Genomic DNA, 15917 nt, shown 5'->3' with positions numbered 1-15917 from the left:
CTCCCATGTTGGAAATTAAAAAGAGTTTTTTAATTTTGATTTGAGCAAATCAAAAACCATGAATACTTCCGGATTCCTTACTATTGATTACCTGGTTTTCATAGCTTACGGATTACTGATTATTGGCGTAGGTTTATGGGTTTCAAGAACCAAGAAAGGTACCAAGAAGACTGCGCAGGATTATTTTCTGGCCAGCAAAGCCTTGCCCTGGTGGGCTATTGGAGCTTCCCTGATTGCCTCCAATATTTCTGCCGAGCAATACATAGGTATGTCCGGATCAGGTTTCGCAATCGGATTGGGCATTGCATCCTATGAGTGGATGGCTGCCATAACATTGATCATTGTGGGGAAGTTTTTTCTTCCGGTTTTCCTGGAAAAAAAGATTTATACTATGCCTCAGTTCCTTGAAATGAGGTATGATAACAGGGTAAGGACGGCCATGGCCTCCTTCTGGCTCCTGGTATATGTTTTTGTCAACCTCACATCGGTGCTGTACCTGGGAGCTCTGGCTTTACATACCATTATGGATATTCCTCTTACCTGGGGTATCATCGGCCTTGCTGCTTTTGCTGCCATTTATTCGATTTATGGAGGGCTTTCGGCAGTTGCCTGGACTGACGTTATCCAGGTTATTTTCCTGATAGGGGGTGGTTTGCTTACAACTTTCCTTGCATTGGATGCTGTTTCCGGTGGTGAGGGTATTGTTGCAGGATTTAGTGAGATGCTTGAGAAAGCTCCCAAACATTTTAATATGATCCTGGAAAAAGGACAGCATATGATACCGGATGGGAAAGGCGGGGTAAAAGATGCTTATCTGGATCTTCCCGGACTTGGCGTGTTGATAGGGGGTATGTGGATTGCCAATATTTCGTACTGGGGATTCAACCAATATATTATTCAGCGTGGACTTGCTGCTAAAAATATCCGTGAGGCCCAAAGGGGAGTGATTTTTGCCGGATTCCTGAAAATTTTAATCCCGGTGATTGTGGTAGTTCCGGGTATTGCCGCCTTCGTTCTTACCGCGGATGATCCTTCAGTAGTAATTGAACCCAGCGATAAGGCCTATCCATGGCTGTTACATACTTTTGTGCCGGCCGGGTTGAAAGGTCTTGCCTTTGCCGCATTGATAGCTGCCATCGTATCTTCTCTCGCGTCGATGCTTAACTCAACCTCAACCATTTTTACCATGGATATTTACAAAAACTATATCCGTAAAAATGTTTCCGATACTCAAATGGTTCCGGTTGGAAGGATGGTAAGCCTTATCGCACTCATTATCGCCATCATTACGGCACGCCCGCTACTGGGAAGCCTTGATCAGGCATTCCAGTATATTCAGGAATTCACAGGATTTGTGACTCCGGGTGTGGTGGTGATATTCTGTTTCGGGCTGTTCTGGAAACGAATGACTCCCAATGCTGCTTTGCTGGTGGCGATCCTGACAATTCCGCTTTCTTTCCTGTTTAAGGTAATCCTGCCTTCACAGCCTTTCCTCGACAGGATGGGCGTGGTTTTCCTGGTGCTTGCCGGAATTGGGATACTTATCAGCCTCCTGGAACCAAAATCAAAAGTTACAAAGGGTATTGACCTTCACAAGGGGTTATTTCACACCGGACCGGTATTTAATGTCGGTGCGATCATCCTCTCCGCTATTGTCGCTGCCCTGTATATTATTTTCTGGTAGCAATTCCGGTGTACTGATAGGCTCCAATGTCGGGAATAACACGCGAATTGCCGTCTAAATCAATGGATATAATAAACGGATAAGCCGAGGAATTGATCACATTCTGGCTCCCGGCACCGATAACAGGGGATAAAGTATCGGGGTGAAAATCAAATTTCTGGGTGTTGACAAACCGGGGATCCTGATTCCTGAAACTTCCGGGATAAAGGCTTGGGTCGGATATATCCTGTTGAGTACGTAACAGGCAGTTCTCAAATTGATACAGGAAAGGGGCTGAGTTGTTTTTATCGAATATCATTTCCTCCTGCAAGGCCCCGTAATTAATGCAATTTCCAAAGTAGGCGTCCATTTCAAAGACAATGACGTTACCTCCTGCATCTTCAAAGTAATTGGTTAGGGCCAGGTTTTCCGTTTGCCGTATAGATTCGGTCCAGTAATTGGCGAAAGTACACTGCCGGAAATCATATTGCCCTCCCCAGGTCAAAGCCAATCCATACTGTCCGCACTGGTCTACCAGGTTATTGATCCCGGTTATCCTGTAAAACCTCGACAGGATACCTACCCCTGTCATGTTTTCAATTTTGGTGTTGGTCAGGAGAACATGCCCGTCGACAGGATTGTTCAGATTCAGTGTTTCCGTTTGAAGGCCAATGAATCCATTGCGGATCACTGCGTAGTTAATGCGGTTATCGGTATTACCTTCATTGATCCATATCCTGTCCCACTGGCCCGGGATATCCCTGAAATAGCTTTCAAGACGGTCGCCCTGAAACGTAACGGGGTTTTGCCTGGTTCCGTCTACATTCAAATGCCCGTATCGGTAAATCCACAACCCGGATGCATTATGAAAGTGTATAGAAGTTCCTTCCTGTATGGTGAGTGATCCCAATGAATCAACCACTGCATAACCATATACAAGGTGAGGTTTGTCGTTGTTCCATGTAACGGTACTGTCAGTGCGTGCCACAATCTTGTATTTTGGGAGGCCGGGCACCTTTGTGTCTGCAATATGATAGTATGCGTTCTGTCCCCAGGCTAAAAGATCTATATCCTGGATGTTTGTATTGGTTTCAAATATTATCTGATCAGTGACTACAAAGGGAGTGAGATCCGAATTAGGATCCAGAGTGACACGGATGAAAACAAACAAACTGTCGTCAGCGGCAATTTCTACATTACTCAGTTGCGTAGAGGGTGTTCCGTCAACGTTGATGCGATAAAAAGATGATGGACCTGTACCCAGGAATATAGATGATATCTTTATTCTTTTATCATGATTATTATATACTTTGAGATACTGCGTGACAGATCCTACGGTTGTGAAAATCGTATCAAAGACAATTGAATCGGTTGAAAAAGATAGCTTAACCGATGGATCTCCGTCAATGTCATCTTCCTTCCTGCACGAAAAAAAAATCAGGATGAGGAGAATAGAAATGAGCGATGCCGTTAGTTTACTTTGATTTTTGTAAAGTGCCATAGTTAAAAAGCAGGTCAAAGATAATCAATCCTCGAGTCATACGTTTAAAAATAGTATTTATTGTCTGACGCAATCAGGAGAAAATCAAGGTAATTGACGAACAGTATTTTATCCTGATTAATTATGCCTGTTGATTCGCTGAAGATTTGTTCTTCATTGCGGGATGGGAAAGCAAATATGCGTATATTTGAATATTCATAACTGTAAAAGATCATACCCCTCATGAAACTAAAACTTATCTTGATAGTACTGCTGGTTTTCACCGGTTTGTTCAATGTAAAAGCTCAGTTTGGCAAGGATTTTCAGGAAGAAAAACAACCGCAGTTACAAAAGAGGTTTTTTATGGGAGGGGGCATTGGATTCTGGATATGGCCACGAGAAGGCTATGTTTATGTAAGTCCACTGCTGGGCTATCATATCAGTCCCAGCTTTGATGTGGGGGTAAGGCTTTCCTATTCATATTACTGGTATAATTACAGCGGATTGAAGTTTGATGAGAACGATTATGGCGGTGGTGTTTTCGGCAGGTATTATCTTTTCTTTTTCCAGGATCTATTCATTCATGCCGAATATGAATTCCTGAGCCATGAAGAACCGACGAATATCTATTTCACACCTCCGGATATATATACCTTCACGATGAAACGAGTTCCATTGCATAATATTTATGTAGGGGCCGGTTACCGGCAATGGATAAGCCAGAATGCTTTTGTGAGCCTGCTTGTGCTGTTCAATCTTAACGAAACCGAGTATGCACCCAATAATCCAATTATCCGTATCGGATTTGGAGTGGGGTTATAGGCTTGTTATTTCTCTTCAGGAATTCTTTTTAATACCTCCAGGGTAAGATCCCAGAATTTTGTAACCGTTGATATTTCAAGTCTTTCGTCGGGTGAATGCACTCCCCGCAGTGTAGGTCCGTATGAGATCATATCCATACCGGGATATTTATCGCCGATGAGCCCGCATTCCAGTCCTGCATGGATAGCAAGAACCTTCGGCTCTTCTCCGAAAAGGTCTGTGTAGGCCTGCCGTGTGATCTCAACAATCCTGGAGTTGGGATCGGGTGTCCAGCCCGGATAACCATCACTATGAGTAATCCGTGCGTTGACCAACCGGAAGACACTGGCAACCATATTACAGATATCCGTTTTTGCTGAATCAACAGAACTACGCTGGCTTGTGGTAATAATAATTGCATCGGAACCGGTTTTCACGGATGCCAGGTTTGTAGAGGTTTCCACAAAGTCTTTAATATCCTGCGACATGGCAATGACACCGTGGGGACAGGCATATACGCTGTTGATCAGGGCTGCTTGTGTTATGGTGTCAAGTACACGTTCAGGTTGATTTGTTTCTTCAATCTGAATTTTCACTCCGGGATCGGAGATATGCAATTCTTTTTTTATGGCCTGGTCGTAATTCTCTGTCAACTTTTTCAGATTGGCTGCCTGCTTATCGGGAACCATAACAGTAGCCGAAGCTTCTCTGGCAATTGCATTCCGTAAGTTACCGCCTTCGAACGTTGCGACAAGTGCACCTAAGGTGTTTGATGCGTCCCAAAGTACGCGGTTGAGTATTTTATTCGCATTGCCCCGTCCTTTATTGATATCATCCCCGCTATGTCCACCAAGTAAACCTGAGACCTTAATCCTGAATGCCTGATGATTCTCCGGTGTGGTGAGCCATCCTGTTTGTATCTCGGCAACCGTATCTCTTCCGCCGGCACATCCGATAAAAAGCTGTCCTTCGTCTTCAGAATCGAGATTCAGCAGGATCTTTCCATTTAAGAAGCCTGCTTTAAGACCGAAAGCGCCTGTTAATCCAGTCTCTTCGTCAACAGTGAACAAACATTCCATCGGGCCATGCTCAATATCTTCGGAAGCCAGAATAGCTAGCTGGGTTGCGATGCCAATACCATCATCGGCTCCTAAGGTCGTTCCGCGTGCCTTAACCCATCCATTGTCAATATATGCCTGTATTGGATCTTGGTTAAAATCATGGACCGTATCTTCATTTTTCTCACAAACCATATCAATATGGCTTTGCAGGATGACTGGGACCATGTTTCCCCTGCCTTTACTGGCTTGTTTGCGGATTAAAATATTTCCAACCTCATCCTCTAAGGTTTCCAGATTATGTTTTTTGCCAAAATCTTTAATATAAGCCGCAATTTTCTCTTCTTTTTTCGAAGGTCTTGGAATCTTCAGGATTTCCGAAAAATAATACCAGACTTTGGAAGGCTGAAGGTTTAATAATTCGTTGTTCATGGGTATATTGTTATATTGTTATATTGCTATCCTGCCTGTCCCGCTTGCCCCTGACTTTCGTCGGGGCAAGCGGGGCAGGCTGGGGCGAAAGCCGGGAATCTAATCCATATTTTTCAATCTTCTTATCGTCTCCACCGGGTTGTCTGATGCAAAAACCGTGTTTCCGGCAACGAGCACGTCAGCGCCGGCCTGAATGAGAGGCCCGGCATTATCAAGAGTTACCCCCCCGTCAATTTCAATAAGTGCATCGCTGTTTCGTTGTGAGATCATCTTTTTTAATTGTTTGACTTTCTCATAGGTGCGTTGAATGAATTTTTGACCCCCATAACCCGGATTAACTGCCATGATCAGGACAAGGTTAAGGTCGGCAATGATATCGTCTAGCAATGCAACCGGTGTATGGGGATTTAACACCACTCCGGCTTTGCAACCGGTGTTTTTAATTGCCTGAACCGTGCGATGCAAATGTGTGCAGGCTTCGTAATGTACACTAATCAAATCGGCTCCCGCCTCGCGAAAGCGTTCAAGATAGCGGTCGGGATCAATGATCATAAGATGCACATCAAGCGGTTTGGCTGCATATTTCCGGATGCTTTTTAATACAGGAAAACCAAATGATATATTGGGGACAAAAACGCCATCCATGATGTCGATATGAAACCAGTCGGCCTCACTATTGTTCACCATTTCAATTTCTTCCCTGAGTTTACCGAAATCAGCGGAAAGGAGTGAAGGTGCTATCAGATGTTTCATGTAAAGGTTTTGACCAAAAGTAAAAAAAAAAGCGGACTTTGTCCGCTTCCTATCCCAGATATGTCTTTAAAATTTTGCTTCGGGAAGTGTGTTTTAAACGACGAATGGCCTTCTCTTTGATTTGCCGCACCCTTTCTCTGGTCAGATCGAATTTTTCTCCGATCTCTTCCAGTGTCATGGGATGCTTGCTGTTCAGACCAAAGTAGAGCCGGATCACATCTGCCTCCCTGGGTGTCAGGGTGGAGATGGCACGGTCAATTTCCTTGCGAAGGGATTCATACATCAGTTCTGTTTCAGGTGTAGGTCCTTCATCCGATTTCAACACATCATACATTGTGTTTTCTTCATCCTGGATAAGAGGAGCATCCATTGAAACATGTCTTCCGGAATTCCTTAATGATTCCTTCACCTCGGTTTCGGGTATGTCGAGCATTTCAGCTATCTCTTCTGCCTTGGGTTCCCTTTCATTATCCTGCTCCAGCTTGGCGTAAGCTTTGTTGATCTTGTTGATGGAGCCGATTTTGTTTAACGGCAGCCTTACGATCCTTGATTGTTCTGCCAAAGCCTGGAGTATCGATTGGCGGATCCACCAAACGGCATAAGAGATGAATTTAAAACCCCTCGTTTCATCGAAACGCTGGGCGGCCTTGATCAACCCCAGATTACCTTCATTGATAAGGTCGGGGAGGCTCAAACCCTGATTCTGATATTGCTTGGATACCGACACCACAAACCGCAGGTTCGCTTTGGTCAGTTTTTCAAGAGCCAGCCTGTCACCTTGTTTAATACGCTGGGCGAGCGTTACTTCTTCCTCAGCCGTTAGCAACTCAACCTTGCCTATCTCTTGCAAATACTTGTCGAGAGACGCGGTTTCACGGTTGGTTACCTGCTTGGTGATCTTTAGTTGCCTCATAGAATGATTTTGGTTATGAAATGTTTTGTGATAATTGATTCCACATAAACATCTGGCTCAATTTCTATCCTATTATTGAAAGTTTAAAAATTTTCGGTCACAAAAATAATAAGGATTATGCTGCAATTGTACGAATCAAGCTATGTTTTTGTTTCAATCCTGATTTTGCCTTGGTGGCTGAGGAAGCAATACCTTACGTGAAAGCTTCAGCTTTCCCGTTTTAGCATCCACGCCAATCAGCTTTACCTCAATCTGATCTCCCACCTTTAACACGCTTTCTACATCCTTCAGCCTTTTCCAGTCGATTTCCGATATGTGAAGAAGCCCGTCTTTACCCGGTAAAATCTCCACAAAAGCACCAAAAGTTGTGATGTTTTTTACAGTTCCAAGGTATACTTCCCCAACTTCCGGTACAGCCACGATCCGGCGTATCCTCAGCTTGGCCTTTTCTATAGATTCCTTGTCACTTGAAACTATATCCACTATTCCATATTCTCCTTCTTCCTCAATTACAATGGTTGTGTTGGTTTCGCGCTGAATTTCCTGGATCACCTTACCTGAAGGTCCTATGATGGCTCCGATGAATTCACGGTTAACGATCATCTTTTCTATCCTGGGAACATGATCTTTATAATCGGCCCTGGGTTCGGAAATGGTCTTCTCCATGATGTCGAGAATATGTATCCTTCCTTTTTTTGCTTGTTCCAGAGCTTCTTCCAATACTTCATAGGATAAGCCTTCAACTTTTATGTCCATCTGGCAGGCGGTGATTCCATTTCGTGTTCCGGTAACTTTGAAGTCCATGTCACCAAGGTGGTCTTCATCGCCAAGGATGTCTGACAGGATAGCATACTTTCCTGTTTCAGCATCACTGATCATACCCATGGCAATTCCTGAAACCGGGCGGGTAATCCTGACACCGGCATCCATCAGTGCGAGGGTGCCACCGCAAACCGTTGCCATGGATGACGAACCGTTGGATTCGAGTATATCTGAAACTATCCTTATGGTGTATGGGTTTTCTTCCCCATTGGGAATAACTTGTTTAAGCGCCCTCATGGCAAGGTTTCCATGGCCAATCTCCCGACGGGATGTGCTCCGTATGGGCTTTACCTCTCCGGTTGAAAAACCCGGGAAGTTATAATGCAGGATGAAATTACTGGTGCCTTCGATAATGGCTCCATCAATGACCTGTTCATCAAGCTTGGTGCCAAGAGTTACTGTTACCAGAGACTGTGTTTCGCCGCGTGTGAATACGGCAGAGCCATGCGCTGAAGGCAAATAATCCACTTCACACCAGATATCGCGTATTTCATCTGTTTTTCGTCCATCCAACCTTACCTTTTCGTAAAGTACCATCTTGCGGATGATCTCTTTCTGAAGATCGTGGAAATATTTTTTTATCAGAGCCTCTTTTTCTTCCAGCTCTTCTTCGGAGAAGGTGCTCAGGAATTCTTTTTCAACTTCGCTGAATTTTTCATTCCTTATTTTTTTGTTGTTAATGAAGGATTTGGCCAGGTCATAGACCTTGTCACCTGTGGCTTCAATGAGTCGCTGACGAAGCTCTTCATCTTCCTTTTCCGGTTCAATTTCTCTTTTTGCCCCGGCTTTTCCTGCCATTTCGGCAAGTTCAAGTTGCGCGTTGCATTGAATGCGAATGGCTTCGTGAGCGATTTTAAGAGCTTCCAGCATTTCCTGTTCGGAAACTTCCTTCATTTCTCCTTCTACCATGACGATATTGTCAATTGTAGCTGCCACCATCAGGTCCAATGTGGCATGCTCCAATGATGAAATGGTAGGATTGATAATGTATTCGTTCTGTATCTTTGCAACCCTTACTTCAGAGATCGGTCCATTGAACGGAATATCGGATACCGCCAGTGCCGATGAAGCGGCAAGGGCAGCAAGTGCATCGGGAGCAACATCCTTATCTCCGGATATCAAGGTGATGAGTACCTGTGTATCGCAATGGTAATTATCAGGGAATATGGGACGTAAGGCCCTGTCGACCAAACGGGCAATGAGGATTTCATACTCCGAGGGCCGAGCCTCACGCTTGAAAAAGCCACCCGGGAATTTGCCGGTTGCGGCATATTTTTCTTTATACTCTACCGTAAGGGGTAGAAAATCTGCTCCCTCCAGGGGGTCTTTCTTGGCTACCACCGTGGCAAGCAACATGGTGTTGCCCATCTTTACCACAGCTGAACCGTCGGCCTGCTTCGCCAGTCGGCCGGTTTCAATTGAAACCGTTTTCCCTCCAAGGTCGAACGATTTCGTAATACCTTTTACTGTCATTTGAATAATTTGTAAATGCCTAATAGAAAAATACAAAAAAAGGCAATTCCTAAATTGCCTTTTTTGTCCGGTGCAAAATATATCTTACTTACGGATACCCAATTCCTTGATGATGGAGCGGTACCGTGCAATTTCCGTGTTCTTTAGATAATCAAGCAACTTCCTTCTTTTGCCGACCAACAATACCAACGACCTGCGGGTTGCAGTGTCTTTCTTGTTTTCTTTCAGATGCTCTGTAAGATGTTTGATCCTGTATGTAAAAAGCGCAATCTGCCCTTCAGCTGAACCGGTGTCAAATTCCGACTTACCGTGATCTTTGAAAAAATTCTGCTTGATTTCAGTTGTTAAGTACATATTCTTGAAATATCTGTATTCAAAATTGGCCTGCAAAAGTAATGATTCTTTTTAATATAGTCAATCAATTATCGGTAATTTTTTTAAAATGACCATTTAAGCCGCAAATATAGCATTGTTCCATAATCCCCGAACTCGGTGCCTTCGTTTCCCAGGAAAATTTGACCGCTTACAAGCAAACCAATGTTATCAGTCAGGGAAAAATCAACTGAGGGCCCCAGATATAAGGATTTATCGTTAGGATTATATATTGCCGAGGCATCAGCCAGGATGAGAGGACTGACCTGGTATGAGATCTCCCCAAAAACAGAATATCTGGCCAGGGTGAGGGTCTTGGCACTGATGTTCCGGTTGAAATCAATGAAATTACCCATACTGGCAGGCCCGGTTGTTCCATCGGTGTTAAGAAGTCCTGCCATATGAAAATACCAGCGGTTTAAAGTGTAGTTGAGCCCCGCCGAAGCTACCAATTGGCCTGATGTATCACTGAAATTGTCCAAATCACGAAAATAGGATAACTCTCCGTTGAAACCTGCACCCCAGGCCTGACCCGACCACCCCGCACCCACAACGGCATCACCATCCATTTTTCCTGCCATAAACTGAAAATCATAGTTTCTCAATAGAAATTTATACATGGCTCCCAGGGTGATCTCCTCTTCGTGATCGATTTTTACCGCTGCCTGCAGCGATGAAGTGCTTCCTGTGTAATACTGCACAAGAGCCGCATCACAACCCGGTCGCTCCACGTAATCGAAATCGTAGTAATTAAAGGTGTTGAAAATGTCGTTTGGTGTCCATACAAGATTGGAAGACCAGTTAATTCGTTGCCGCCCCAGGGTAAAGGACAATTTTTTTTGTGTGATTTGAATATTTGCCCTGTCAAAACTTGTATAGGCAAAAAATGACCTCTCATCGGCTAAACTATATGTCAATTGTAAATAGCCGGGATCTTTGGTCATCAGGTCGTGTAAACTTGATACTTCCCCTTTTGAAAAATCTGATAAAATATTGGAGTATTCAACCAATTGTCCGTATTCCAGGATGTTTCGCATTCCGATATGGGCGCTGAACCAAGGCTTTGGAAAAAAACGGAAGTCGAAACGGTTGCTGATCGTGTTTAAATCCTGCCAGCTTCCCCTGAAGTCTTCTATCCACTCCATCTGTAAATCCTGCAGATGCCCGTTCAAGGAGTACTTTCTTTCCTTTCCGTCGTTTCCGGCATAAATGGCAGAAACCTGGAAGAGTGCGAAAAAAAGCAAAATTGTTTTTGTTCTCATCCTCTTTAGTTTCTGACAGACAGATCTTCTTTTACTTTCCCGTCTTCAATGGTGATAATCCTTTTTGCCTTGTCCATAACACGCTGGTCGTGCGTGGAAAAGATAAATGTGATCTTTGATTCTTCATTCATCTTTTGCATGATGTCAAGCAATTCGGATGTGGACCTGGAATCGAGGTTGGCCGTCGGTTCATCGGCCAGAATAAATTTGGGCCGGGGTGCCAACGCCCTGGCTACGGCAACACGCTGCTGCTGACCTCCCGAAAGGTTACCCGGACGGTGATGAAAACGCTCATCATCAATACCAACTGCATTGAGCAATTCTTTTGCTCTATCGTGTCTTTTTTGCTTTGACCAACCCTGCAATTGCAATATGAAAGCCACATTTTCCAATGCTGTTAATACCGGTATAAGATTATATGCCTGGAAAACAAAACCGATGTTTCTCAACCGGAAATCGATGAGCTTCCTCGAACGTAAGGTTGACAGATTGATGTTATTGATCAATACTTCTCCATTTGTGGGTGCATCCAGCCCTCCGATCATATTCAGAAGCGTTGTTTTGCCTGACCCGGAAGGACCAACTATTGCCGTGAATTCGCCTTCATCGAACTCCAGATTAATACCGTTCACGGCATGCACAGGCACTTTCGTTTCCTGGTAGGTCTTTTCAATGTTTATAACTTCAATTACTGACATGATTATAAGTTGTTTACAGTATTATTATTTTTTTTGCTATGGGTTTTTCTTTCTCAGGAAAAATGATCAAAATATAGGTGCCGGATGAAAATGAATTCAGTGACATTTTGTAAACACCCGCATGGGAGCATTGCTTCTCCTGAAGAAGACGGCCATATGTATCTGTCAATTTGAGACGGAAGGGTTGCGGGTAAGACACCATAATATAATCTTTTGCCGGATTTGGAAAAACAAGGAAGTCTTCTGGTGTAATCTCCTCTATAATAACCGGATACTCGAACAAAATACGATAAAGATTATAATAAAGCATATAATCCAGTCCGTTATAGTTTCCCGGAAATGCAGTACCCGTTTCTCCTCTCCGTTCCGGGTGTATGGTCCTTGATGTTGATGACCACTCGAAATTGGGATAAATAGAATCGTTGTAATTGTATGGACCTTCAGAAGGTGCAAGTTCCAACAGGTATTCATAATACGCCTCGGGATCATTGTAAAAGATTGTATCCGGTGGCAGGTAACTCATCAGGTAATTTTTACCACCGAATACCATTTGATGTAACATAGGTATCCATCCGTAATCCTGCTGCCGGGAACGGGGACCTAACACCCGTGCGTTATAGTCTGTAAATGTTGTATCTGCCTGCAATCCTTCCGGCCATATATTTGACATTGCATCAAGGTTTATCACTTTAAAATCTTCCTGGTTCGGGATCATGTAGTTCTCAAGATACTGAAAGATCTCGTTTGCCGTGGTTTCCCGGATAGTGTCGGTGGTTGGGGAATCCTGGCCGGTGAGATGGTATTTCGCTCCTGCAAATCCGGCCGATAAGAGAAATGCATTTTCTCCCCGCATCACATTTTCATAGGTTACAGGATTTTTAATAATGAAATCCCAGTTTTCACCCATTATCCCGTATAAATTTGGATCGGTAGTGTCCCTCCTGACAATAACCGAATCGCCTTCTTTCATATAATTCACGATTCTTGCGATTTGGTTGGATGCCTCTTTGCTCAGGGAGGTTTCGAAATCCTGGAATGGTAAAATGGTATTGTTTTCAGAATAAACAACATCTTCAGGAACACACTTTCTGACCAGTCCCAGCCCTGTGATCAGCAAAATGGCCTGATCAAGGCTTTCTTCTTTGTCACGCGTATTTGACGACATCAGGTCTGACCTCAGGGAATCGATCAATGGTACCGGTAAACCCTGGTTTAATCGAGAAAGTACCGAATCCATATTCAGGGAGTCGGTACTTACATCATCACGAATAAAGAAACCGTTAAGGCTGGGTTCACCACCGAAATATATCTCGGCGCTAATATCCAGACGGTTAAGAGCATACAGGGCATAATAAAGCTCCTTTACCGTTTGCCCTGTCTCTTTACCTTCCTGCGAAAGAATATGATATTCTGTTCCCAGAACGCCAATGTATTGCCCCAGATCAATGGTGCAATCCGACCATAAAATGGTACCGGTCACAGTATCCCGTGCCAGAGCAGGTAAGCTGAAACCTGTCTCAGGGCCTATTCCTGCCATAAATTCCATTCTCAAACGATCCCGGTAAACCTGATACTTTTCTTCCGGAGAAGGTTGCCCCTGAAGTGAAAAAGTGATACAGGTCATGGCAAAAAAGATAAAGACCAATATGTTTATGTTTTTATTCATATAATAATTTTATCAGGCATCTTCGCGAACAGCCGCTGCCGGTTGCAGTTTCAAAGCTTTTCTGGCAGGCCAGACCGAAGCGATAGCAGCTGTTATTATCACGATAACTCCGATACTAATGTAAAATGTCGTTTTAACAGTAGGGAAAACCAGAGCACTGTATCCAATCGATTCAAATCCTTCTGCGAAAGCGGCAAAATTGATACCCTGTTGGTAAGTTAAAGCAACGGTGATAACAGTCAATAATATCCCTGCAATGGCCCCGGTGATCGAAAGAAAAATGGTTTCCATCATTATCATCAGAAAGACCCTCCTTTTGTTCATTCCTATGGCCATCAGCATCCCAATTTCTCTGGTACGTTCCAGGATGGCCATTAACATTGCATTAACTATCACAAATACCAGTGCAATCATTATTATGGCTACCATAAACCAGGAAAACTGATCCATAAGGCTGATCATGGCGAAGACAGCAGGATCGGATTCTTTCCAGGATAAAACGCTTAGCTTCGGGAAAGAATCTTTCAGGTTGCTTGTTACCTTATCGGTAAGATCATTGTTTTCAAGTAATATGGCAATTTCAGATGATTTGTCAGGATCCACTGCAATTAAATCGACGAGACTTGTGTTTTCTACAAAAACATTGGCTTCGTCATACATTGCGTTGTCTGTTTTGTATATGCCTACTACGCGGTATAGCCCGTAGGTGATATCTCCGGATGTGCTTTGAATAGTCATCACAATTTTAGAGCCGACTCCGGCATTCAGTTTTTCTGCAAGTTTTTTTCCGATAAAGATTGATGGGGTTACTTTAAAGTTTTGTTCAAAATAGGATCCATCCACTGTATGTTTGTGTATGTCTGTCACCATCTTTTCTTCCTGCGGAATGATACCGTTTACCATTACACCGCTGCCGGAACTTGCTGTGCTGACCATGCCCATTGATTTTGTTCGCCGGCAAACAGCCTTAACCCCTTCGGTTTTCTTTACTTTTTCAACAAGCAACCCGGCATTATCCATCATATGTTGTATGGATTTATCTTCCAGGAAACCAGGGGTATGTATCTGAATGTTCGACAGTTCATTACTGATGGAAGCATCCACTTTTTGGTCAATCAGACCATTCATAAGGGCTATCATGAATACCGTTCCGAATAACCCAAGAGCGACGGCCAGGATAACCACCATGCTTCGGGTTTTATTTCTCCAAATATTTTTCCAGGATACAGATACGATCATTTTTCTGAATTTTTTAATTGTTTATTTTCCCCGGAATGCCCTCAGGATATTAAATTTGTTTACGTAATACACAGGAAAAACAACAGCAAGCAGCGTGAGTATTCCAATGACGATGATCTGGTTTATAAATAATTCCGGATCAAGGGAGAACGGAAGTATGGGACGAGCATTCATTTCCAGCATGGCTTCTGCTGCTGCTCCTGTGAGCGGAATGGGATGGTGGTGGAGATAGTTGATCACAGGGAGGCTTATCAGGAATGCTACAATAATACCGAGTAAACCTATGAAAAAGGTTTCCAGGAGGATTATCCGGGTTAGTTTATAACGCTGCATCCCTACTGAAACCATCACGGCAAACTCCCTTTTTCGTTCCATGGTCATCATCAGCATGGTGCCGAAAATCCCAAAAGCAACCACCAGGTAAAGAATGCCAAGCATGAACCACCCGCTGATATTGTCGCTTTCAATGCTCTGCACCAAAGCAACCAGCATCTCTTTCCAGGTTAGCACAGCATATTTTCCTCTTGTTTTATCTGTGATTGTCTCACGAAGATCTTCCAGCATGTCGGGATCATCGATCATCACCGACAGGGATGTCAGACGATTGGGAGCAGCATAGAAATATTGCGCATCCTGAAGTTTAAGGTAAGCTACTTCACTGTTCATCATGGGGGCCGGAAAGCGGAATATGCCTTGGATGATGAATTCCCCGGCTGCCGTAATCCCATGATAGCCCTGGCTAAGCAGTATCAGAGTGTCTCCGGTATCAACCTTCAGATATCGGGCCAGAACTTCCCCTACAAGTATGGAGTTACTGTCTGAGGAGAAGTAAGTTCCCCGGATGATCCTGTTTTTTAATCCAGTCATCGAGTCTTCTATCGCGGGATCTGTGCCTATGATGGCGACTCCTTTGGTCATATTGCCCGATGAAAGCAAAGCAAACGATTCGAGACGGGGTGTAAGACAGGTTATCCCTTGAATTTCCATTAATGTATCCACCAGACCCTGGCTGTTCTCAAAAGTATTGTTAATGGTTTTATCGTCCCAATAGCCTTTGGCCTGAACCTGAAGATAACCCGTAGTGTTTTTTACCGAGTCGTGCTCCATCATTTCATATGTGCCTACCTGCATCGAGCGCATAAAAAGAGCCAACAGCAGGGCAAAGAAAACCGAAGCCACCGTGATCAGTGTCCTCCTCTTATTCCTCCATAGATTCCGCCATGCAATTTGTACGTATTGTGTCATCGTTCCTTAAATTTGCATTTATCTCCGATCTCCGATCTCC

At 43.9% G+C, this 15917-nt stretch carries 13 protein-coding genes; 2 read left to right on the top strand and 11 right to left on the bottom strand.

Annotation, left to right across the window (positions count from 1 at the left end):
• Positions 1 to 58 precede the first annotated feature (58 nt).
• Positions 59 to 1684 carry a sodium/sugar symporter gene (locus KKA81_12040; protein ID MBU2651658.1) on the top strand — a complete coding sequence of 542 codons (1626 nt, stop codon included), beginning with the start codon at positions 59 to 61 and terminating at the stop codon, positions 1682 to 1684.
• On the opposite strand, the gene KKA81_12035 is transcribed toward KKA81_12040, so the two are convergent.
• Positions 1671 to 3164 (bottom strand): hypothetical protein, encoded by a 1494-nt coding sequence (locus tag KKA81_12035; GenBank protein MBU2651657.1) that lies wholly within the window; start codon positions 3162 to 3164, stop codon positions 1671 to 1673. The genes KKA81_12040 and KKA81_12035 overlap by 14 nt on opposite strands.
• A gap of 222 nt (positions 3165 to 3386) precedes the next feature.
• On the opposite strand from KKA81_12035, the gene KKA81_12030 reads away from it, so the two are divergent.
• Positions 3387 to 3965, top strand: coding sequence for a hypothetical protein (locus KKA81_12030; protein MBU2651656.1), 579 nt, complete (start codon positions 3387 to 3389; stop codon positions 3963 to 3965).
• Positions 3966 to 3970: 5 nt separating this feature from the next.
• Here KKA81_12030 and KKA81_12025 read toward each other — a convergent pair whose 3' ends face one another.
• The 10 genes from KKA81_12025 to KKA81_11980 all read right to left on the bottom strand — a co-directional run bounded on the left by KKA81_12025 (position 3971) and on the right by KKA81_11980 (position 15877).
• Positions 3971 to 5434: an aminoacyl-histidine dipeptidase gene (locus KKA81_12025; GenBank protein ID MBU2651655.1), complete on the bottom strand. Its 1464-nt coding sequence runs from the start codon at positions 5432 to 5434 to the stop codon at positions 3971 to 3973.
• Between the two features lie 99 nt (positions 5435 to 5533).
• On the bottom strand, positions 5534 to 6187 hold the full coding sequence (locus KKA81_12020; protein MBU2651654.1) for a ribulose-phosphate 3-epimerase: 654 nt from the start codon (positions 6185 to 6187) through the stop codon (positions 5534 to 5536).
• 49 nt (positions 6188 to 6236) lie between these two features.
• The gene (locus tag KKA81_12015; GenBank protein MBU2651653.1) at positions 6237 to 7100 is read right to left on the bottom strand and encodes a sigma-70 family RNA polymerase sigma factor; all 864 of its coding nucleotides are present in this window, start codon (positions 7098 to 7100) and stop codon (positions 6237 to 6239) included.
• A gap of 153 nt (positions 7101 to 7253) precedes the next feature.
• Positions 7254 to 9395, bottom strand: a complete 2142-nt coding sequence (pnp, locus tag KKA81_12010) for a polyribonucleotide nucleotidyltransferase (GenBank protein MBU2651652.1) — start codon at positions 9393 to 9395, stop codon at positions 7254 to 7256.
• An 84-nt stretch (positions 9396 to 9479) separates the two neighbouring features.
• Positions 9480 to 9749: a 30S ribosomal protein S15 gene (rpsO, locus tag KKA81_12005; protein ID MBU2651651.1), complete on the bottom strand. Its 270-nt coding sequence runs from the start codon at positions 9747 to 9749 to the stop codon at positions 9480 to 9482.
• An 83-nt stretch (positions 9750 to 9832) separates the two neighbouring features.
• Complete coding sequence (locus tag KKA81_12000) at positions 9833 to 11029, bottom strand: hypothetical protein (protein MBU2651650.1); 1197 nt, start codon at positions 11027 to 11029, stop codon at positions 9833 to 9835.
• Positions 11030 to 11034: 5 nt separating this feature from the next.
• Positions 11035 to 11727 (bottom strand): ABC transporter ATP-binding protein, encoded by a 693-nt coding sequence (locus KKA81_11995; GenBank protein MBU2651649.1) that lies wholly within the window; start codon positions 11725 to 11727, stop codon positions 11035 to 11037.
• 13 nt (positions 11728 to 11740) lie between these two features.
• Positions 11741 to 13393 carry a T9SS type A sorting domain-containing protein gene (locus KKA81_11990; GenBank protein ID MBU2651648.1) on the bottom strand — a complete coding sequence of 551 codons (1653 nt, stop codon included), beginning with the start codon at positions 13391 to 13393 and terminating at the stop codon, positions 11741 to 11743.
• A gap of 12 nt (positions 13394 to 13405) precedes the next feature.
• Entirely contained in the window at positions 13406 to 14632 is a 1227-nt protein-coding gene (locus KKA81_11985) for an ABC transporter permease (GenBank protein MBU2651647.1), read from the bottom strand.
• A gap of 21 nt (positions 14633 to 14653) precedes the next feature.
• On the bottom strand, positions 14654 to 15877 hold the full coding sequence (locus KKA81_11980) for an FtsX-like permease family protein (protein MBU2651646.1): 1224 nt from the start codon (positions 15875 to 15877) through the stop codon (positions 14654 to 14656).
• Between the last annotated feature and the right edge of the window lie 40 nt (positions 15878 to 15917).

This window comes from Bacteroidota bacterium, assembly GCA_018831055.1.
Lineage (GTDB): Bacteria > Bacteroidota > Bacteroidia > Bacteroidales > B18-G4 > M55B132.
This window is presented reverse-complemented; position numbering and strand designations above follow the sequence as displayed.

Bases quoted from the DNA above. Each gene is read 5' to 3' on its own strand.
- KKA81_12040 (MBU2651658.1), top strand. From the start codon at position 59: ATGAATACTTCCGGATTCCTTACTATTGATTACCTGGTTTTCATAGCT.
- KKA81_12035 (MBU2651657.1), bottom strand. From the start codon at position 3,164: ATGGCACTTTACAAAAATCAAAGTAAACTAACGGCATCGCTCATTTCT.
- KKA81_12030 (MBU2651656.1), top strand. From the start codon at position 3,387: ATGAAACTAAAACTTATCTTGATAGTACTGCTGGTTTTCACCGGTTTG.
- KKA81_12025 (MBU2651655.1), bottom strand. From the start codon at position 5,434: ATGAACAACGAATTATTAAACCTTCAGCCTTCCAAAGTCTGGTATTAT.
- KKA81_12020 (MBU2651654.1), bottom strand. From the start codon at position 6,187: ATGAAACATCTGATAGCACCTTCACTCCTTTCCGCTGATTTCGGTAAA.
- KKA81_12015 (MBU2651653.1), bottom strand. From the start codon at position 7,100: ATGAGGCAACTAAAGATCACCAAGCAGGTAACCAACCGTGAAACCGCG.
- pnp (MBU2651652.1), bottom strand. From the start codon at position 9,395: ATGACAGTAAAAGGTATTACGAAATCGTTCGACCTTGGAGGGAAAACG.
- rpsO (MBU2651651.1), bottom strand. From the start codon at position 9,749: ATGTACTTAACAACTGAAATCAAGCAGAATTTTTTCAAAGATCACGGT.
- KKA81_12000 (MBU2651650.1), bottom strand. From the start codon at position 11,029: ATGAGAACAAAAACAATTTTGCTTTTTTTCGCACTCTTCCAGGTTTCT.
- KKA81_11995 (MBU2651649.1), bottom strand. From the start codon at position 11,727: ATGTCAGTAATTGAAGTTATAAACATTGAAAAGACCTACCAGGAAACG.
- KKA81_11990 (MBU2651648.1), bottom strand. From the start codon at position 13,393: ATGAATAAAAACATAAACATATTGGTCTTTATCTTTTTTGCCATGACC.
- KKA81_11985 (MBU2651647.1), bottom strand. From the start codon at position 14,632: ATGATCGTATCTGTATCCTGGAAAAATATTTGGAGAAATAAAACCCGA.
- KKA81_11980 (MBU2651646.1), bottom strand. From the start codon at position 15,877: ATGACACAATACGTACAAATTGCATGGCGGAATCTATGGAGGAATAAG.